This window comes from Vibrio sp. PBL-C16 (genome assembly GCF_034321865.1).
Taxonomy (GTDB): Bacteria; Pseudomonadota; Gammaproteobacteria; order Enterobacterales; family Vibrionaceae; genus Vibrio; species Vibrio alginolyticus.
In genome coordinates this window covers 1,690,721-1,711,386 of the sequence record NZ_JAXLNY010000002.1, presented here as the reverse complement: position 1 = coordinate 1,711,386, position 20,666 = coordinate 1,690,721, and the positions used below count along the sequence as shown (strand labels likewise).

The window sequence follows — 20,666 nt, the reverse complement described above, 5'->3', positions numbered from 1 at the left end:
CATGGCATTACCAAACTATGCATCAAAAGTAGAGCGAGTCGCTTACGCAGGCTACTTAGTTTTTTGTGGGTTGGTGCTGTTCTTTTTAATCGCTCCGATTCTGACCATCATCCCGTTATCGTTTAATGCAACGCCTTACTTTACTTTTACCGAGGGGATGCTAAACCTTGATTCGGCAGCGTATTCTACTCGCTGGTATCAAGAAATGTTTACTAGTGATCAGTGGCTGTTGGCGCTGAAAAACAGCACGTTCATTGCTTTTATGGCGACACTCGTTGCAACAGGGCTAGGAACTCTGGCGGCGTTGGGTTTAGCCAGTAGTAATTTGCCTTTTCGCAATACGATTATGGCGCTGTTGATCTCACCTATGATCGTACCAGTCATTATCTCTGCTGCTGCGATGTACTTTTTCTACACACGCCTTGGCTTATCACAAACTTATCTAGGCGTCATTTTGGCACACGCCGCGTTAGGTGCGCCTTTTGTTGTCATTACCGTTACTGCGACCTTAAGCGGCTTTGATCATAGCCTGGTAAAAGCGGCGGCTAGCTTAGGAGCAAACCCTGTTTATACTTTCAGACACATTACCTTTCCGCTGATTCGTCCGGGGATGATTTCTGGCGGCTTGTTTGCCTTTGGCACCTCGTTCGACGAGGTTGTGGTGGCGTTATTCCTGACTGGGGCAGAACAAAAAACCGTTCCGAGGCAGATGTGGTCAGGAATTCGAGAGCAAATTAGTCCGACCATATTGGCGGTCGCTACGTTGTTGATTTTTATGTCGGTGTGTTTGCTCGTGACATTAGAAGTTTTACGTAGACGTAATGTACGCATTAGAGGCATTCAAGAATAACCAGACTTTTTCTTTGTTGGTCACTTTGCACTTTTGTTTAGGGGCACCTCAATTTTTGATCAAATGCGCCTCATTGTAGGCGCTTTTCTTTTGTGTTTGTCGTCAGCGATGACTGACATATCACTCTTGTAGCTTAATGCCAGCTTGCTCGAAACGTGCCAAAGGCGACTTGTTCGATTGCTGATACCAACTAGCTGGCATGTTTGATTTAAGTTGCGCTTTTTCTTCCTTGCTAATCACAACATAGTGCAAAAACATATTAAGTGTGGTTACCATCACGTCAAACGTCATTTCTCCATCTTTGCTGATGGTTTTCAATAACCCAACGACGGTTTCCTCAGAGACTAACGGTTCAACCACCGCCTTTTTTCGCTCTTTTATTGATGTTGAAGCAGGCAGGTTTGCACGTGCCGTCTCCCAGCAAACTTTGTTGGTTTTACTGACAAGGTTGTGCTTGTAGCAGTAGTAACTGAATAAAAAGCGTGGCAGGTTTTGCCAGCGTTCGGTTTGGACTTCTAACCAAAGGTGTTGTAGCTCAATATCAGCGTCGGTCATAGGAGTTGTTTAGCAAAAAGAAAAGAAACCATTTTATAGCTTTTATGAGGAGCAATAAAAGATATTTGAATGGAAAGATAAACAACTAGTTGATCAATATTACTAAAGCAAATCGATTTCTGGCAAGCTCGTGCAACGGCAACTCGAGTACCAAAAACCGATACCGCCACATCTATTTGTTAACAAAATGTTTCTTCTTGTCTTGCTAGTAGATTATATGGAGATGCTCTTGCAGTAATAAGGGCAGTGGCGATGCAAAAGACGTAATGCATCTAAGGAAAACTCAATATAGAAGAAATTAGATGGAACTGAAGATTTTGAGTGTCGCGATTGCGACAACATTAACCAGCACTGGCGTATTTGCGTTAAGCGAGCCAGTTTCTCAAGTTACAGAGCACCATGCACATTCGGCTCATACACACGGTGTTGAATCCAATCGAGTTGAATACCAACCAACCGCAACTCTCCCAATTCAGCCCTCTAAGGCAACTCGAGTACAGTCACTTGAAAGCCTTGATGAGTCGAGCACTGCTTGTGATTTGGAGGCATTGATTACCGAAAGTAGTAACCAATTGATCAGCGAAATTTTAAGTCAGGGCGCGACGTGTGTGAACCAGTTATTCTCTGCTGAAAGTCGGATTCAAGAGTCGGTATTTAGCTCCGATCATATGTACAACATCGCTAAGCACACTACGACGTTGGCGAAGGGGTATACGGGTGGCGGGAGCGATGAACTCGAAACGTTGTTCTTATACTTACGCGCGGGTTATTACGCCGAGTTTTACAATGACAACATCTCATTTATTGAATGGGTCACACCAGCGGTGAAAGAATCAGTGGATGCGTTTGTTAATAACGCAAACTTCTACGAGAACAGCGACCGTCACGGCAAAGTGCTTAGTGAGGTCATCATCACTATGGATAGTGCCGGCTTGCAGCACGCGTACTTACCGCAAGTGACCCAGTGGCTTACACGTTGGAATGATCAATACGCCCAGCACTGGTATATGCGCAATGCCGTTAACGGTGTTTTCACTATTTTGTTTGGTGGGCAGTGGAACGAGCAATTTGTGCAAATAATTGGCAACCAAACAGACCTTGCCAAAGCTTTAGGCGATTTTGCTCTAAGGGCGTCATCAATCGGTGCTGAAGATGAGTTTATGGCCGCGAATGCAGGGCGAGAGCTCGGGCGTTTGACCAAGTATACGGGTAACGCGAGTTCTGTTGTGAAGAGTCAGCTGAGTCGAATCTTTGAACAGTATGAAATGTATGGTCGGGGTGACGCGGTTTGGCTTGCGGCGGCGGACACCGCCTCATATTACGCAGATTGTAGTGAGTTCGGAATTTGTAATTTCGAAACTGAGCTAAAAGGCTTGGTGCTATCGCAAACTTATACTTGTAGCCCGACAATCCGAATTTTGTCTCAGAATATGACGCAAGAGCAACACGCGGCCGCATGTTCTAAAATGGGTTACGAAGAGGGTTACTTTCATCAGTCATTAGAAACTGGTGAACAGCCAGTAAAAGATGACCACAATACTCAGCTCCAAGTTAATATCTTCGATTCAAGCACCGATTATGGTAAGTACGCAGGGCCAATTTTCGATATTAGTACTGACAATGGCGGTATGTACTTGGAGGGTGATCCTTCCCAGCCGGGGAATATTCCCAACTTTATTGCTTATGAAGCCTCTTATGCGAACGCGGATCACTTTGTCTGGAACTTAGAGCACGAATACGTGCATTACTTAGATGGTCGATTTGATCTCTATGGAGGGTTTAGTCATCCAACTGAAAAAATAGTGTGGTGGAGTGAAGGCATTGCAGAGTATGTCGCTCAAGAAAATGACAACCAAGCAGCACTTGAGACGATTTTAGACGGCTCGACGTATACCTTAAGTGAGATTTTCGAGACTACTTATGATGGGTTTGATGTCGATCGAATTTATCGTTGGGGGTACTTAGCTGTACGTTTTATGTTTGAAAATCATAAAGATGACGTAAACCAAATGCTGGTGGAAACACGCCAAGGGAATTGGAGCAATTACAAAGCAACGATCACCCAATGGGCGAATTTATATCAAAGTGAGTTTGAGCAGTGGCAGCAAGCCCTTGTCTCAAATGGTGCACCTAATGCAGTCATAACCGCAAACAACAAGGGGAAAGTCGGTGAAAGCATTACATTTAGCAGTGAAAACAGTACAGACCCAAACGGGAAGATCGTCAGCGTCTTATGGGACTTCGGTGATGGCTCGACAAGTACACAAACCAAGCCGACGCACCAATATGGGAGTGAAGGGGAGTATTCGGTCAGCCTAAGTGTGACAGACAGTGAAGGCTTGACGGCAACCGCCACTCATACTGTTGTTATCTCAGCGTTGGGCGGTAATGACACATTGCCACAAGACTGCGCGGTGCAAAGTAAAGTAAGCGGTGGGCGCTTAACAGCAGGAGAGCCAGTTTGCTTGGCAAATCAACAAACCATTTGGCTGAGCGTACCAGCGGTGAATGAAAGCTCAAACCTGGCGATAACGACGGGGAATGGTACGGGCAACCTAAAGCTTGAATACAGTAACTCTGGTTGGCCGGATGATACTAATCTTCACGGGTGGTCAGATAATATTGGTAATGGAGAGTGTATTACGTTGTCAAATCAGAGTAACTACTGGGGCTACGTTAAAGTATCTGGTGACTTTGAGAATGCCGCCATCGTGGTTGATTTTGATGTTCAGAAGTGTCGTCAGTAGGGCAGTTTAACTGCATCATTTTAATTTAATGGATCGCCTCGCTAACATCGCGGGGCGTTTTTGTTTTTTACGCCGTTATCTCTATAAAAAAAACCAGCCCGAAGGCTGGCAAACAAGGAGTTTGAGATGAAAATGAAAACGTTATAAAACTTGCTGATATCCTATTTCTCAATAAGCTGGGTTGTGCTTTGCAGCCAGTTTTTATCTTGCGCATCAAGAAAAGGGCTAAGCGCCTGATAGACACGTGAATGGTAATGATTAAGCCAGTCTAGCTCTGCTTGATCTAGCATTGATAAATCAAGGGCGTTGGTCGCAATGGGAGCAAGAGTGATGGTCTCAAAACCGTAAAACGTGCCGAACTCATTTTGTTCTACTTCTACAACTTTAAGAATGTTCTCTATTCTTACCCCATACTCACCTTCGCGATAAACGCCTGGTTCATTAGTAATGACCATACCCGGTTTTAGTTCAACCTCGTGGTGGCTTTGCGAGAAATTTTGTGGGCCTTCGTGAACATTCAAGCAAATGCCCACGCCGTGTCCAGTGCCGCACTTGTAATCAATACCATGTTGCCATAAGACGCCACGCGCCATGATATCAAGATTGGCACCCGTAGAGCCTTTCATGAATCGAGTCTGAGTCAGTCGGATGACCGCTTTGAGCACCAAGGTATAATCTTTGCGCTGCTTAATGGTCGGTGACCCGAAGTGGAAAGTACGGGTGATGTCTGTTGTCCCGCCAAGGTATTGGCCACCAGAATCGACGAGAAAGAAGTTGCTTTCATTGACTGCCGCATTGCTTTCTTCATCGGCGGCATAATGCATTTTTGCCCCGTGAGCTGCGAAGCCTGCGATAGTGCGGAAACTGTCACTCACATAATGTCGGGTTTGACGGCGATAGTGATTCAGTTGTGCCTCAGCAGACAATTCTGTAACGAGTCCGCTTGGAACTTGCTCTTCGAGCCAGTTCATAAACCTTACGATTGCCACACCATCATCTGTTAATGCCTGTTCTAGGCTAGTTAGCTCGGTCGCATTTTTTATGGCCTTCATTGCCGTTACAGGGCAAGCCATTGGCTTTAGATTCACATTCCCTTCAATCGAACTCACCAATAAGCTGTCTGTGTGGGTCGGGTTAAAAGCGAGCGATAATCCCTCACATTGCTGATTCAAATACTGACTTACGTAGTTGTAATGGCGAATGTGTACACTCTGCTCGGTCAGCGCTCTTTCAACGTCTTGAGGCAGTTTGGCTTTATCAATAAACAGTGTCGCAAGTGATTGCTCTACGACTAGATAGGCTTCAGAAACTGGGCAGTAATTCGTATCACCACCTCGAATATTCATTGTCCACATGACATCATCTAGCGTTGACACTAATAAGCTATCTACTTGGTTCTCGGTTAACCAAGAACGGATTCTCGCTAACTTATTTTCAGTGTCAACGCCAGCAAAAGCGGTGGGGTGCTCGAATACGGGTGCACTTGGGCGAGGTGGTCTTTCAAGCCAAATCGGTGTGAGTAAATCCAGGTCGACAATGATCTTAATGTTTTTCGTTTCAAAGGCTTGTTTGAGGCCTTGATAAAAAGCGTAACTGATGGCGCGCCCGTCAACCGCGACAATACTGTTTTCTGGGAGCGTGGTAGCCAGCCATTTGGCAACTGTCGGCGTTTCTGGTTGTTTGGCTTTAAACAGTTCAAGTCCTGTGCCGTGTAACTGTTCTTCAGCTTGAATATAGTAACGACCATCAGTCCACAGGCCACCACCTTGTTGGGTAATGACGACATCGCCTGCTGAGCCGGTAAAACCTGAAATCCAGCTTCGCGCTAACCAATGATCCGCTGAGTATTCACTGTTATGTGGGTCATTGTTGGTCACGATATATGCAGACACGTTGTGAAAGGACATTGCCTCACGCAATAACGTAAGGCGTTGGTTTACTGAGTTAGTATTGTTCATTAAATGGTTCCTAAAGTCATATTTGAGCAATAGATATGATGCTGCTCCGAGCCTGTTTTTATTGGGTTCTGTTGCCCGCATACTTCTGTTGCTTCTGGGCATCGAGTACGAAAAACGCAACCGCTAGGTGGGTTAAGTGGAGAAGGAAGGTCGCCGGGCAATAGTTGTATTTCACGGTCACGTGCTAATTGCGGATTAGCTATCGGGACAGCAGATAACAGTGCTTTGGTGTAGGGGTGTTGTGCATCATCAAATACTTTATCGTAACGTCCTACTTCCATAGGTTTACCAAGATACATCACCATAACGCGGTCGCTGATATGGCGCACCACGCTTAAGTCATGCGCAATCATCACCAGTGTTAACCCCATTTCTTGTTTAAGATCATCTAGAAGATTGATGACCTGAGCTTGTATGGAGACATCTAGTGCACTAACGGGTTCATCACACACGACCAAATCTGGATTGAGAATTAATGCTCTGGCAATGCCCACACGCTGGCATTGACCTCCGGAAAATTCATGTGGATAGCGGTTTCGCTGGCTCGCCAAGAGACCCACTTTATCCATCATAGCGATGACACGCTTTTCTACCTCTGCCCGTTTAAGCTTTGGCTCGTGGGTGAGCAGTGGTTCGGCGATGCATTCTGAGATGGTTAACCTCGGATTCAAACAAGCGGATGGGTCTTGAAACACCATCTGAAATTCTCTGCGTCGAGAGGAAAGCTCTTTTTTACTAAACCCGAGCATGTCTTGACCTTTCCAAGTCAACTCGCCATGTGTAGGTTCAATTAAGCGAAGTAAGGCGCGTGCAAGTGTTGATTTTCCGCAGCCTGATTCCCCCACAATGCCAAGTGTCTCACCTCGGTAAACATCTAAGTCGATACCATTGACCGCTTTCACGATTTTACGTCGACTTGGAATAAGATGACGTGAAACAGGAAAGTGGACGTTTAAATCACGAGCAGACATGAGGACTTCTTTTTTATTCATAACGCCTCCTTAAGCTTTTATTTGAATGGGAGTGATAACACTGGGTGCGTTAACGTGACAGGCAATGGACTGGCTCGTGTTTAATGGAGAAAACCGTGGGGTTTCGTATTGGCAACGCGTCTCTCGATGCTCGCACCGCTCTCTAAACGGACACCCTTTATGGTTAATCAACGCACTTGGTGGGTTACCTGGGATGGTTGGTAAACGCGGCATATCTTCAGTGATAGAAGGAATAGCCTTTAGCAGACCTTGAGTATAGGGGTGCGCAGGTTGAGCGAACAATGTCTCGGTATCGGATTGCTCCATTTTTTGACCACCATACATGACCAATACGCGATCACACATCTCGGCGACGACGCCCATATCGTGAGTGATCAGTAAAATAGCCGTATTGAACTCTTGTTGTAAGTCTCGTAATAGCGTCAAAATTTGAGCCTGAACGGTTACATCTAATGCGGTGGTTGGTTCGTCTGCAATTAACAACTCGGGCTTACACAACAACGCCATCGCTATCATGATTCGCTGACGCATTCCGCCAGATAATTCGTGAGGGTATTGATTCATCCGAGTTTCGGGAGAGGGAGTACGCACCGCATCCAACATGTGAATCGATTCAATTTTTGCTTGTTTTCGGCTCATTCCTTTATGAATCATGAGAACTTCACAAAGCTGCTTGCCAATTTTCATGAATGGATTAAGTGACGTCATCGGATCTTGAAAGATCATTCCGATTTTCTCTGCACGGATGCGGTTGAGCTGCTTTTTAGACATCGCGAGTAAATCATCACCGTGGAACATCGCGCTGCCAGACACGGCGCCGTTGTCCGCGGTTAACCCCATTAATGCGAAAACAGACTGGCTTTTTCCCGAACCTGATTCCCCAACAATCCCAAGAGTTTCGCCCGCTTTAATCGAGTAGGAGAGATTACTGACCGCTTGCACTTGCCCATCTGGCGTATCGAAGCGCACGTTCATGTTTTCAATAGATAGCATGGGTTTGTCCTTATCGGTCTTTCGGGTCAAGAGCATCACGTAAGCCATCGCCGATGAAGTTAAAACAAAAGAGGGTGGCAACTAAAAACAGAGATGGAAAAAGCAGCATCCATAATGCAACGTCAATCGTTTTTGCGCCTTCGGAAATTAGGATTCCCCAGCTCGTGTCTGGTGGTTGAACACCAAGCCCTAAGAAGCTCAAAAACGATTCGAACATAATGAATCCTGGTACCATTAAGGAGGAATAAACCATCACGATTCCAAGCACATTAGGCAGAACATGGCGTCGGACAATTGTCAATTTAGAAACCCCAATAGAGTGTGCGGCTTCGATGAACTCTCGCTTTTTTAGACCGAAGGTGACACCACGTACAACACGGGCAATGCCCAGCCAAGATACCATTCCGATCACGATAAAAATCAGGTAGATGTTGTTGCCAAAAAGGGTAACAAACAGGATAACCATAAACATAAATGGCACCGAATCGAGCACCTCAATAATGCGCATCATTACGCTATCGACAACGCCGCCAAGATAGCCGGAAATACTTCCCCAAATCGTACCAATAACAACGGCGACTAAGGCGCCGACAAAACCCACCAAAATAGAGAGCCTGCCGCCTTGCATCGTGCGAGCAAAGACATCTTGCCCGAGATCATCGGTACCAAAGTAATGGCCACTGCTCAGTGAAGGTTTCCCTAGCTCGTATGGATCGATTAGCACTTCCCAGTCAATTTCATCATGGCCAAAAGCGGCAAGAGAGGGGCCGAAAGTGATGCATAAGGTAATGAAAGCCAAAACATACACTGATGTCATCGCGGCTCTGTTTTTACGAAATCGAGTCCATGCATCCTGCCAAAGACTGCGACCTTCGACGGCTTCAATATTGTCGACGACTTGATCTTGAAGAGCTTGTGTATCCAGTTTTTTGATCGTTAACATGCCGGACTCCTAAACGCGTATACGAGGGTCGATAATCGTATATAGCAAGTCGACCACAAGGTTAAAGAAGATAGTGAGTGAAGCGACAATCAGAGTAATGCCCATTACTAGGCCGTAGTCGCGGTTGAGAGCCCCAGACACAAAGTGTTGTCCCATGCCACCTGTACCAAAGAAAATGTCGATAATCACCGAGCCTGTCACGACAGACACAAACGCAGGGCCGAGCATCGCAACGACGGGAATCAGGGATGGTCGCAAAGCGTGATGGAATAAAATGTAGGTTGTGGACAAACCTTTGGCTTTTGCCGTTCGAATGTATGGTTGGTTGAGCGTTTCAATCATTGCGCCACGCATGACGCGTGCAATATTCGCAATGGAGCCAATCGCCAGGCTGAGCACGGGAAGAACAAGAAAAGCCAGCTTTCCTCCTTCCCAACCACCAGCAGGGAACCAGCCGAGCTGAATGGCGAAGATCATGACTAAAACTGGAGCAAGCACGAAAGCCGGAACCACAACTCCAGTCATCGAAAGTGTCATCAGGCCGTAATCTAGGCGGCTATTTCGGTTCAATGCCGCAATGGTGCCAAGCAACATGCCAAGTGGAACGGAAATGCAAAAGGAGAGTACGCCTAATACTGCTGAAACTGGCCATGATTGTGCGACGAGCTGTGTAACACTGAAGTCTTGATAAACGAAGCTCGGACCGAGATCTCCTTGTATGAAATTACCAATGTAAATCCAAAACTGAGTAAGGAAGGGCTGGTCCAAATGGAATTTTGCTTCGATATTCGCACGTACCACTTCTGGCATAGGCCGTTCCATATCAAATGGCCCCCCTGGTGCAATGTGCATCAGCCAAAATGATACGAGTGCGATGAATAGAAGCGTGGGGATAGCGATAGCTAATCGCTTAACAATGTACCAAATCATGATCCATCATCCTTTGGTCATCCGAAATCACTTCGAACGGTTATGAATAAAAAAATGGTCTGAGCTCAGGTTGCCTTCTCCACCGAGAGATATGAGGAACGGCAAGTAAACATTGAACTTGCCGACTCAGACCGAAAACATGCTTTTAGTGGGCTTTTACATAGACATTCTTGCGGTAGTACGACGACTCAGGGTTTGTCAGTTCGTAGCCGCCCACGTAAGGCTTGATGAGGTATTGATCGTTACCCGGACGATAAATAGGAATAATGGCCATGTCTTCAATCAGCATGCTTTCTGCTTGTAGATACAGTTCTGATGGGTTGCTCATGGTCTTTGAGCGAGCCATTAACTCGTCGTATTGTGGGTTGTTATATCGAGAATCGTTGTACTCGCCACTAGAAACGAAGATATCCAACCATGTAGAGGCTTCATTGTAGTCGGCCGTCCAGCCGCCGCGAGTAATGTCGGTCGGCTCTTTAAGTGCGTAGAACACTTTCGGTTCTAGCTGTTTTATCGTGACTTGCGCACCCAATCGGCTTTTCCACATGCCTGCCATGGTGGTTGCCATTTTTACGTCCATCGAGAAAGTTGGTACGGTAAACGTTAACTTAAGCGGATTGCTTTTATCGTATCCAGCTTCTGACAGTAATTGCTGCGCTTTTTCGATACGTTTATGGCGGTTCCAAGTTGCGAACTCAGGAGTGTGAGATTTAAAACCATCTGTTTGAGGTGGCACAAGGGTATACATTGGAACCCCACCGTTTCTCAAAATAGCACTCGTTAACAGTTGACGGTCAATGGCATATGAGAGGGCTTTACGAACCCGCACGTCTTTTGTTGGCCCTTGTTGAGTGTTGAGGTAATAGAATGTGGAGCCAAGAGACGCACTGGCGCTTGCCACTTCTTGTGGGCGTTGTTGAATTAACTTTTTCTTCTGAGCGGCAGGAATGGAAACCGCTTGGTCTATCTCACCAGCTAGGTAGCGGTTTAGCACTACGTTTGCATCACCAATTGGTAGCCAGGTGACTTTTTCCAGCACTACATTGCTTGCGTCCCAATAATGTGTATTTTTAACCATCACCAGTTTTTCGTTAACTTTCCATTCAGAGACAGTAAACGCACCATTTGTAACTATATGTTCTGGCTGGGTCCAACGGTTGCCATGTTTTTCAATGGTCGCTTTATGAACGGGGGCAAGCACTGGATGACTTAATAGTTTCGTAAAGAAGGGAATAGGCTCTTCGAGTGTTACCTGGAACGTTTTTTCATCCAGCGCCTTCACGCCCAAAGACTCGGGTGCGGCGTCGCCTTTCATAATGGCTTGCGAGTTTTCGATATTTGGAATGGCCGCAAACCAAGCGTACGGTGAAGCAGTGCTTGGATTCAGTAAGCGTTGCCAGCTGTAGACAAAATCTTGTGCAGTGACCGTTTCGCCATTTGACCATTTTGCATCACGTAAGTGGAAGGTATAAACCGTATTGTTGTCATTGACTGACCAAGACTCAGCAACACCAGGAATGGTTTTACCTTGCTTATCTTGAATGACCAGACCTTCAAACAGGTCTCGACCAAGATTAAAAGCGGGCTCTGCGGCTTGCTTGGCTGGGTCAATAGAAGTAACTTCAGCCCCATTGTTTAGCGTAATTTCTTGTGTCTCATCGAGGGTCACTCCTGCGGGATACGGCGCGGCATAGCTTGATGTTGCCAGTATTGGACTCATCATCGACGCTAATAAAAGCAACTTAGGTAATTTCATCCTTGTCTCACTCTTTTCATCCTGAAAGATGCCAAAAATGTATATTGTATAAATTGTCTACACAATCGAGTTTTAACATTACTGTAACAGGGTGTCAGGTGTTGAGCTGTCTAGTCTCAAAAAGTGAGCTAGGGGAATTTCTTTGAAGATCTGATATCAAGTTGGCATGACGGGAAGTAATTTTGCTTCGATACAAATTAAAATCCCCTTCAAGCACAGGCTAGAAGGGGAAGATAGTCAGTCTGCTCTTCAAAAGGCATGACGTTAACTGACTAGGAAATGTTTCACGAACTCAGTGATTTTGACCATATCACTTACCGCGATAAACTCTTCTGTCGTGTGTACTTTTGCCATGCCAGTTGAAAGGTTGACAGTTGTGAGACCTTTCTTGTTAAAGTTGTTGGCATCGCTACCGCCGCCAGTGCCTTTTGTGAAGGCGTCAATTCCCAACTCTGAAAACGCTGCTTTTATAGCGTTTACGTGTGGGTGGTTTTCTTCAATAACAAAAGCGTCGTAGGCTCGGCTAGATTCAATTTCGACTTCTGCACCGTGTTTTTCACAGACAGACTCTAATGTTGAGATCATATGATTGACCTGAGCATCTAGTTTATCGCCATTCAGGGAGCGTGCTTCTGCCACGATTTTTAATTCAGGCATAACAATGTTTGTGGCCTGACCGCCGTTAACCATACCGATGTTGGCTGTCGTTTCTTCGTCGATGCGAAGCAGCTTCATTTGGTTGATGGCATCTGCCGCCACCATGATCGCACTGATGCCTTCTTCTGGCGCAAGCCCAGCGTGTGCTGGTCGACCTTTGATTTTTGCCATGATCTTTTGCTGGCCTGGGGCTGCGGTCACAATGGTGCCAATAGGGCCACCCGTATCTAACACGATTGCTTCCGTTGAAGTGACGTGTGACATATCGAAGTATTGTGAACCGAATAAACCGCCTTCTTCATACACGGTGAAAGCAAGTTCTAACGTTTTGTGCTCACGGTTTTCCGCTTGAATACAACGAACGGCTTCCATGATGGCAGCAATACCAGATTTATCATCGCCACCGAGAATCGTATTGCCTTTTGAACGGATAATGCCGTCTTCGATGATTGGCTCAATGCCAATGCCTGGAGTGACCGTATCCATATGACAGCTCATTAGGATAGAGCCGTCTTTTTTGCCGTCTAAACGGGCGTATAGGTTAAAGCCGTTAGAAATGTGCTTAGGCACTGGAAGCTTGTGCACGGTGAAGCCTAGGTCGCCTAGCTGCTCTGCCAGTGTTTCTGCAATTTGTTTTTCGTTTGTTGATTCGCTATCGATACGTACCAGTTGGCAAAAATGTTCAACTAAGCGTTCTTGATTAATGTGTGTCATTAGATGTCTCTTTTTCTGATCGAGCGTGAAGCCTTGTGGCTCGGCTCGATAGGGAACAGAGCACCACTTATGGCATAGTTACTTTTGAATAAAACTGAGGTGAATCAATAAAGGGGTATCCATGACACGATTCTGACCGATGAGTCCTTCGAACTGTATGAAGCGTCACGAAACATTACTTTCGATGTTTTGTAGGACCAAATGAATGAAGCAGATAGAAATAGGGGGCAATAGGCTTTCTATCCCTCTTTTACTTTTTAAGCTACGTTGCCAAGATAAAATGCCAAAGTAACAACTTATTTACATTTTACATGTTTGCGTAAAGCCGAAAATATCAATCTAATGTATTGAAAATAAGCAGTTTATTTAATGTTTACGAAAGTGGATTCGATGTGCCTCCTGTGTGTAACATATTTCTTACAATTATGCGTAAAAATCGCCAAGGTAAAGATTTCTCCCCACGTATTCCAATTTCTCAAGACCTGCGCCAAGTTAGAAAAATAAGTCCAAACAAAAGCTACTGAGACAAGGAGAAAGTCATGGTTGATGCATATAACCCACTAGGAACAGACGGATTTGAGTTTGTTGAATATACCGCTGCTGACAACAAAGGCATTCAACAGCTTAAAGATCTGTTTATATCGTTAGGTTTTGCGGAGATTGCAAAGCATCGCTCAAAAGAAGCGTGGTTATATCGACAAGGTGACATTAGCTTTATTGTGAATGCGCAGCCGCATAGCCAAGCTGAGGGATTCGCCAAAGTTCACGGTCCGTCGGTTTGTGGCATGGCATTTCGTGTGAAAGACGCCACCGTTGCTCTGGCGCATGCGTTAGAGAATGGCGGTAAAGAATATAAAACGGAAATTGGGCCGATGGAGCTTAGCATTCCTGCTATTTATGGCATCGGTGAAAGCTTGCTTTATTTTGTCGACCGTTATGGAAAGCAGAGTATTTATGATGTCGATTTTCGTTTTTATGATGATGCTGATGAGCGTTTATCAAAAGCGAATGTTGGTCTTTACGAAATCGACCACTTAACGCACAACGTTAAGCAGGGCAACATGGATGTCTGGTCAGGTTTCTATGAGCGCATTGGTAACTTCCGCGAAATTCGTTATTTCGATATCGAAGGTAAGCTGACTGGTCTTGTCAGCCGTGCGATGACCGCACCTTGCGGCAAAATCCGAATTCCTATCAATGAGTCGTCAGATGATAAATCGCAGATTGAAGAGTTTATCCGTGAATACAATGGCGAAGGTATTCAACACATCGCATTGACCACAGACGACATCTACGAAACGGTCAAAACATTGCGTGAGCGAGGCATGGACTTTATGCCAACGCCAGATACTTATTACGAGAAAGTCGATCAGCGTGTTGAAGGCCACGGTGAAGATGTAAGCAAGCTTCGTGATTTGCAGATTCTTATTGATGGTGCACCAACGAAAGATGGCATCTTGCTACAAATCTTTACTCAAACCGTTATCGGCCCTGTGTTTTTCGAAATCATCCAACGTAAAGGCAATGAAGGCTTTGGCGAGGGTAACTTCAAAGCGTTGTTTGAATCGATAGAAGAAGACCAAATTCGCCGAGGAGTATTGAGCGATGCATAAATGGATCACATTCCCTCACCGGGAGGGAGTGTGCTCTAAACAAGCGCATGCTGACTTCCCGGAAGAGGCAATTTATGAACGTGAGGCAGGTCGAAGTGGCTTCTTCGGCCCCGCAACACATTTTCATCATCAACATGCCCCAACGGGGTGGTCTGAGTGGGAGGGAGAGCTACGTCCACGAGCGTTCGATTTTAATCTAGTTGAGAAAGCCAGCCATATTACCCCTTGGGCAGTCCCGCATCTATTACACAACGCGAATTGTAAAGTTCGTGTTTGGCGTATGGATGAAAAAATGGACTTCTTGGTGAGAAACGCGGATGGCGACGAACTGCTATTCATCCACCAAGGTACGGCAGATCTCTACTGTGATTATGGTCATTTGAAAGTGAGCGAAGGGGATTATGTCATGATCCCTCGCTCAACGAGCTGGCGTTTAGAGCCAAGCGAGCCGATGTTCATTCTGATGATCGAAAACACCGATGCGGCTTATACATTGCCCGAAAAAGGCATGGTTGGAAACCACGCGGTGTTTGATCCGGCGGTTTTAGAAACGCCGTCGATCAACGATCAGTTCCGTGCTCAATATTCTGAGAATCAAACACAGGTTCAGGTGAAACGCCACGATAAAGTCAGTGTTATCACTTACCCATTCAACCCGTTGGATGCGATTGGCTGGCATGGTGATTTGGCGGTAGTAAAAGTGAACTGGCGTGATATTCGTCCACTTATGTCACATCGTTACCATTTACCGCCTTCTGCACATACTACATTTGTAGGAGCAGGATTTGTGGTGTGTACCTTCGTTCCTCGTCCAATTGAAAGTGATCCTGGAGCGCTCAAAGTACCGTTCTACCACAACAATGACGATTATGACGAAGTCTTGTTCTACCATGCAGGTGATTTTTTCAGCCGTGACAACATTGAAGCAGGCATGGTGACATTCCATCCAGCAGGATTTACACATGGTCCTCACCCGAAAGCATTCAAAGCAGGGCGAGAGCATAAGAAGACTTTCACCGACGAAGTTGCGGTCATGATTGATACGCGTCACGCACTTCAGTTTTCGGATGAGCTGGAAAAAGTAGAAAACAAAGAATACGTCTATAGCTGGCAAGAGAAGTAAGAGGCAAGGATGAAATTAGCAACCAAGAAAAATGGCACTCGTGACGGTTTGTTGATGGTCGTGAGCAAAGACTTAACGCGCTGCGTACCAGCGACAGAAATTTTCCACCCCATGAACTTAGCACCGACGATGCAGGTGGCACTTGATAACTGGGATACGCTAGCACCGCAACTGGAAGAGCTATACGTTGCACTGAACAATGGCACGGTTGCAGGGTATGAAGAGTTTGAAGCGCACTACTGCGAGTCGCCGCTTCCTCGCGCTTATCAGTGGGCTGATGGCAGTGCTTACGTAAACCACGTTGAGTTGGTTCGAAAAGCTCGCGGCGCTGAAATGCCAGAGAGTTTTTGGACGGATCCGTTGATGTACCAAGGAGGCTCTGATGCCTTTATTGGTCCTTGTGACAACATCGAGTTTGCGAGTGATGAATGGGGTATTGATTTCGAAGGTGAAGTGGCTGTGGTAACTGGTGACGTACCAATGGGCGCGAGTGTTGCAGAGGCTCAGGAGTCGATTCGTTTGATCATGCTGGTGAATGATGTCTCACTGCGTGGGCTAATTCCCGCAGAATTAGCTAAAGGGTTTGGTTTTTTCCAATCTAAACCTTCTTCTGCGTTTTCTCCTGTGGCAGTAACACCTGACGAACTAGGCGATGCGTGGTACGAAAACAAAGTGCATTTACCATTGGTCTCGACCTACAACCACAAGCCGTTTGGTCGCCCGAATGCAGGTATCGATATGACGTTTGATTTCGCAGACTTAATTGTTCACGCGACTAAAACGCGCCCGCTATCTGCTGGGGCGATTATAGGTTCAGGTACGGTATCCAACAAGCAGGGAACGGAACATGGCACTTCTATTGAAGAAGGTGGCGTTGGCTATTCATGTATCGCGGAAGTTCGCATGATTGAAACCATTCGTGATGGTAAGCCGTCGACTAACTTCATGTCGTTTGGAGATTCAATCAGATTGGAAATGTTCGATGCGGATGGCAACAACATATTCGGCTCGATTGACCAACAAGTTAGCCAATATCTCAAGCACTAACAATGCTGGTTGGGAGACGATATGAGCGATAGCATGATTTTATACGGATACTGGCGATCATCGGCGGCATATCGTGTGCGTATTTGCTTGAATCTTAAAGAGTTATCGTATGATTCAAAATCGGTACACTTGGTGCGCAATGGTGGCGAACAACACAGTGACGAGTACCATGAGTTAAACGCTTCTGAACTGGTTCCTTTGCTAGTGGATGGGGAGGTTCAGTTAACCCAGTCACTGGCGATCATTCAATACTTAGAAGAACACTACCCGGATGTCACTGTGATCCCCGAGCAAACGCCGCTTCGATACCAAGCGCAAGCTTTGGCTCAGGATATTGCAATGGAGATTCATCCCCTGAATAACTTGAGAGTTCTACAGTATTTAGAGGGGGAGCTAGCTTGCGAACCAGAGCGCAAAGTCGCTTGGATTCATCACTGGATCCACAAAGGTTTTACAGCATTAGAAGAGAAACTTCAGAAGCATCGTAAACTAAATGGTGATTGCAAGTTTAGCCTGACAAGCTCGCCATCTATTGTCGATATTTGTCTGGTACCACAATTTTATAACGCACAACGCTTTGGTGTAGATACTTCTCTTTATCCAACCATTAACGCTGTTGTGCAGTCATGCAATCAACTGCCAGCTTTTATTGATGCGATGCCAGAGAATCAGCCAGACGCTAATAGTTGATTCTTAGCATACATAATGTATTAACAAAATTTAAACGAGCCAATCCAAGTGTGTGATTGGCTCGTTTTTATTGGTGAGCAAAATTTTCTGTTTCTCGCTATCGTCGTGGCGCCTCAAAATTGCGAGGTTTTGTTGCTCTGCATAACATTTCCATTTACGCTTTGAGCAACGAGTTGTTTTGGATGCACTTTATTTATGACCAACATTTTTATCATTGTTGTTCTTCTGGTTTTATTCTTCTTTGTTATTCAAAAGTACGTGATTAAGCACGATGACACGCGTGATTATCCTTATCGCTCGAAAGGCCCTCTGCTCAGAGGTCAAGAGGGTGCGTTCTATAATGCGTTAAGAGCGGCGGTCGGGGAGCATGCCGTAGTATTCGCGAAAGTAAACATGTCCAGTTTGGTTACGCCAAAAGAAATCAAAAATAAGAAGCAGTTTTTTGTCGCGAACAATCGTATATCTCGAAGCTATTTTGATTACGTTATTTGTGACCCAAGGACACTAGAGCCGCGCGTTATCGTTGAATTGGATAATGGGCAGGAGCTAAACAAGGGTAAGATAGAAAGACAAAAGTTATTGATTCATGTTTGTAAGACGGCCAACCTGCCTTTAATCGGCGCTTCGATAAAGCACAGTTATCAAGTTGGGCGATTACGTCGTTTGCTTGCGGCACACATTGATTTGATTGAGCCCGATAAAGGAGTGCGCTTTTGCAAAAAATGCGGCAGTCCGATGATCATTAAAACCGCAAGCCAAGGTGAGTTCAAAGGGAGACGTTTCTTTACTTGTAGCCGTCAGCCGAATTGTACATACACCGAAAATTATAACGTTGTGTTTGAGGCGGACGACTAAACACGACAATTAACCAGCAGAAACAAGGGGCTTTGATTAGAGATGATCAAAGCCTTTTTTGTATCTGTCCTCAAGGCAAGACCTATACTTTGAAAAAGAGTGCAGAATAGGGCAGCCATATGCGATACGGATGGATTTTGTCAGCATTGTTCATCGCATCTAATGTTAGTGCGATACCTAATTTGAAACCACTGGAGTGTGAATTGACAGAGACACCCCAAGATCATTTCTTGTTTTACCGAGAGCAAATGGTTTACCACAGTGAGCAGTTTGTCATATTTCAAAACTTCAAAGGCAGGGTGAGCACTCAAGTGGACGTCAAAACAGGAGAGTTGATTCGTACAACCTATATCGGCGAACCATTTAAACCTAAATATCAGATTTTGTTCGGCACTTGCCCTAAGGTATCGCAAACCTTACAGATTTGGATGCTCAGTGAAGTGCCTTACGACAATTAAGTGAGATAATAAAAGTTATATAGATCACACTTTTAAACCCTGCAGGCTCAGTCCTTGTCGATAAAATCATCTGAAAACGCGTGTTGAGTTTACATTTTCGCCAAACGGTTCAAAGTTGGTAAATTTGTGCTTGCACCGTCGTTCGCTTATAGCTAATATCCTCGTCGTTCCAGAGAAATGCGTCCGTAGCTCAGCTGGTTAGAGTATCGCCTTGACATGGCGGGGGTCGGTGGTTCGAGTCCACTCGGACGCACCATTCTGAATTGAATGGTTAGGAACATAAAAATTTGGGTCCGTAGCTCAGTTGGTTAGAGTACTACCTTGACATGGTAGGGGTCGGCGATTCGAGTTCGCCCGGACCCACCAAATTTTAAAAAAGCCCACCTTTTGGTGGGCTTTTTTGTGTCTGTAATTCATTGATACTCAAATAAAACTACTTCTTTTCTTGTCCCTTGTTTTTGCTCTGCGTTAGCCCCTTGTTAAAGATAAAAGCGCACTACCTGATCCGCAACACAACCTCAAAACCCTAAATGCAATGCATAAGGTGTATACGCTTCAAACCCACTAGAGCCGTCTATAAATCATGTTGCGTGCCACTAGCCGTGGCATTAGAGACAATGACTATTAATCTAAATTATCTGGCGTGTGAAGATTGGTGCCGCATATTGTACATTTGTAGTCACCAGTCGCTTCGCCTTCCATTAATGAGCTAATTATTGCTGCAAATAGACCTGAGAAGAAACCTTTAGCTTTTTTCTCGGTCTTTTCCTGCGCTTTAGAGAAGCTTTCGTACCGATGCAGCGTTACTTCTTTACAATTACAGCAAAACGCTCTTGTCTCTTCAGAACCGTACATTTTTACCAATTGATTTACTCCCTGTAAGTTAATTTCCCCAAGTGGCGTTATGTTCAAGGGTAAGTCACACAAGACTGATGTGTGACTTACCCTAAACACTAAAACTAACGTAATGTAAAACACCACATGTTATGAATGATTATTTAACGCCTTGTTATCCGAGCTTGCTAACTCTGCTGATTGAATAGTTGTGGCAATAAGTTCTTCAAACAGCTCTAATTGCCCAGCAGGTATCAATTGATTTTGTATAGCTTTTCGTTTGTTTGAGTCAAATAGCCGCTCTGTTAACCAACCAATTAGATACATCAGTGAAAGACAGCCACCGGCCGTCGCTACATTACCGTCTATCACGAGAGGCAGATCCTGAACATCTCCTCCCATACTTTGTAGAACAGCCTTTGCATCTGGGTTTGTTGTTAATCGCTTGCCTTTTAGTAAACCGAGTTCATGGAGGATGAATGATCCCGCACAAATCGAACCTATTAGCTGCCTATTTGGATCAAGATTCAACGCTGACATAAATTCAGCATCTTTTAAAGCGGCTGGAATACCCTGTTTGCCGCTTGTAATAAGAACGACATCTTGATTCGTCACCTCAGAAAGGTGTCCGTCTGTTTTAACTTTCATACCGAGGTGGGAATGATGTTCAGATTTAGTTCCAAGTATACTTACTGTCCAACTGTCGGTTGTGCGCCCCAGCAAGTCATACATAAGAAAGAAATCGACATCCGTGAAATCATCAAATAAAACAACGCCGATTTTATACATAACATTTATCCTTTTGGACTTACTCGTAAGTCGCAAAATGTGTAGTAGGAGGGGAGGGGCATTCAATACGCAAGCTTCTACTGAGCACCTTAAACACCAAAGGCGGTGCAAACTAACAATGCCATGTGTGCCAAATCCCTATTATAAAACTTTGTTATGTTT

The 20,666-nt window shown here is 45.2% G+C and carries 18 protein-coding genes and 2 tRNA genes; 10 read left to right on the top strand and 10 right to left on the bottom strand.

Annotated elements, in window-relative coordinates; genetic code table 11:
- Position 1: 1 nt before the first annotated feature.
- A complete protein-coding gene (locus UQW94_RS16110) occupies positions 2 to 850 on the top strand; it encodes an ABC transporter permease (protein ID WP_322142396.1) in 849 nt (282 codons plus the stop codon).
- 120 nt (positions 851 to 970) lie between these two features.
- Here UQW94_RS16110 and UQW94_RS16105 read toward each other — a convergent pair whose 3' ends face one another.
- The gene (locus UQW94_RS16105) at positions 971 to 1,405 is read right to left on the bottom strand and encodes a hypothetical protein (protein WP_322142395.1); all 435 of its coding nucleotides are present in this window, start codon (positions 1,403 to 1,405) and stop codon (positions 971 to 973) included.
- A 302-nt stretch (positions 1,406 to 1,707) separates the two neighbouring features.
- Between UQW94_RS16105 and UQW94_RS16100 the strand changes: the two genes are divergently transcribed.
- Positions 1,708 to 4,152, top strand: a complete 2,445-nt coding sequence (locus UQW94_RS16100) for a collagenase (protein WP_322142394.1) — start codon at positions 1,708 to 1,710, stop codon at positions 4,150 to 4,152.
- A gap of 161 nt (positions 4,153 to 4,313) precedes the next feature.
- Here UQW94_RS16100 and UQW94_RS16095 read toward each other — a convergent pair whose 3' ends face one another.
- The 7 genes from UQW94_RS16095 to UQW94_RS16065 form a co-directional block, all read right to left on the bottom strand.
- Complete coding sequence (locus UQW94_RS16095; RefSeq protein WP_322142393.1) at positions 4,314 to 6,110, bottom strand: aminopeptidase P family protein; 1,797 nt, start codon at positions 6,108 to 6,110, stop codon at positions 4,314 to 4,316.
- Entirely contained in the window at positions 6,110 to 7,102 is a 993-nt protein-coding gene (locus UQW94_RS16090; RefSeq protein WP_005388959.1) for an ABC transporter ATP-binding protein, read from the bottom strand. Before UQW94_RS16090 ends, UQW94_RS16095 begins: the two co-directional genes overlap by 1 nt.
- Positions 7,103 to 7,111: 9 nt before the next feature.
- Positions 7,112 to 8,095, bottom strand: coding sequence for an ABC transporter ATP-binding protein (locus UQW94_RS16085; protein WP_225495593.1), 984 nt, complete (start codon positions 8,093 to 8,095; stop codon positions 7,112 to 7,114).
- Between the two features lie 10 nt (positions 8,096 to 8,105).
- Positions 8,106 to 9,038 carry an ABC transporter permease subunit gene (locus tag UQW94_RS16080; RefSeq protein ID WP_005377839.1) on the bottom strand — a complete coding sequence of 311 codons (933 nt, stop codon included), beginning with the start codon at positions 9,036 to 9,038 and terminating at the stop codon, positions 8,106 to 8,108.
- Between the two features lie 9 nt (positions 9,039 to 9,047).
- Complete coding sequence (gene oppB / locus UQW94_RS16075; RefSeq protein ID WP_322142392.1) at positions 9,048 to 9,968, bottom strand: oligopeptide ABC transporter permease OppB; 921 nt, start codon at positions 9,966 to 9,968, stop codon at positions 9,048 to 9,050.
- Between the two features lie 145 nt (positions 9,969 to 10,113).
- Positions 10,114 to 11,724 (bottom strand): peptide ABC transporter substrate-binding protein, encoded by a 1,611-nt coding sequence (locus tag UQW94_RS16070; protein WP_322142391.1) that lies wholly within the window; start codon positions 11,722 to 11,724, stop codon positions 10,114 to 10,116.
- Between the two features lie 264 nt (positions 11,725 to 11,988).
- Positions 11,989 to 13,095, bottom strand: a complete 1,107-nt coding sequence (locus tag UQW94_RS16065) for a M20/M25/M40 family metallo-hydrolase (RefSeq protein WP_322142390.1) — start codon at positions 13,093 to 13,095, stop codon at positions 11,989 to 11,991.
- Between the two features lie 539 nt (positions 13,096 to 13,634).
- Between UQW94_RS16065 and hppD the strand changes: the two genes are divergently transcribed.
- The 8 genes from hppD (at position 13,635) to UQW94_RS16025 (ending at position 19,247) form a co-directional block, all read left to right on the top strand.
- The gene (gene hppD, locus UQW94_RS16060) at positions 13,635 to 14,708 is read left to right on the top strand and encodes a 4-hydroxyphenylpyruvate dioxygenase (RefSeq protein ID WP_005377835.1); all 1,074 of its coding nucleotides are present in this window, start codon (positions 13,635 to 13,637) and stop codon (positions 14,706 to 14,708) included.
- Complete coding sequence (locus UQW94_RS16055) at positions 14,701 to 15,831, top strand: homogentisate 1,2-dioxygenase (protein ID WP_005388948.1); 1,131 nt, start codon at positions 14,701 to 14,703, stop codon at positions 15,829 to 15,831. The genes hppD and UQW94_RS16055 overlap by 8 nt, the downstream gene beginning before the upstream one ends.
- 9 nt (positions 15,832 to 15,840) lie before the next feature.
- On the top strand, positions 15,841 to 16,878 hold the full coding sequence (locus UQW94_RS16050) for a fumarylacetoacetate hydrolase family protein (RefSeq protein ID WP_025766743.1): 1,038 nt from the start codon (positions 15,841 to 15,843) through the stop codon (positions 16,876 to 16,878).
- Positions 16,879 to 16,899: 21 nt separating this feature from the next.
- A complete protein-coding gene (gene maiA / locus UQW94_RS16045; RefSeq protein WP_206957294.1) occupies positions 16,900 to 17,568 on the top strand; it encodes a maleylacetoacetate isomerase in 669 nt (222 codons plus the stop codon).
- A 195-nt stretch (positions 17,569 to 17,763) separates the two neighbouring features.
- Positions 17,764 to 18,423: a DUF2726 domain-containing protein gene (locus UQW94_RS16040; protein WP_322142389.1), complete on the top strand. Its 660-nt coding sequence runs from the start codon at positions 17,764 to 17,766 to the stop codon at positions 18,421 to 18,423.
- Between the two features lie 119 nt (positions 18,424 to 18,542).
- Positions 18,543 to 18,881, top strand: a complete 339-nt coding sequence (locus tag UQW94_RS16035; RefSeq protein ID WP_005377830.1) for a hypothetical protein — start codon at positions 18,543 to 18,545, stop codon at positions 18,879 to 18,881.
- 179 nt (positions 18,882 to 19,060) lie between these two features.
- Positions 19,061 to 19,137: transfer RNA gene (locus UQW94_RS16030), tRNA-Val, on the top strand.
- Positions 19,138 to 19,170: 33 nt separating this feature from the next.
- Positions 19,171 to 19,247: transfer RNA gene (locus tag UQW94_RS16025), tRNA-Val, on the top strand.
- Between the two features lie 258 nt (positions 19,248 to 19,505).
- On the opposite strand, the gene UQW94_RS16020 is transcribed toward UQW94_RS16025, so the two are convergent.
- Together UQW94_RS16020 and UQW94_RS16015 are read right to left on the bottom strand one after the other, a co-directional pair.
- Positions 19,506 to 19,736 carry a hypothetical protein gene (locus UQW94_RS16020; protein ID WP_017820907.1) on the bottom strand — a complete coding sequence of 77 codons (231 nt, stop codon included), beginning with the start codon at positions 19,734 to 19,736 and terminating at the stop codon, positions 19,506 to 19,508.
- A gap of 129 nt (positions 19,737 to 19,865) precedes the next feature.
- A complete protein-coding gene (locus UQW94_RS16015; RefSeq protein WP_017820908.1) occupies positions 19,866 to 20,504 on the bottom strand; it encodes a DJ-1/PfpI family protein in 639 nt (212 codons plus the stop codon).
- Positions 20,505 to 20,666 lie beyond the last annotated feature (162 nt).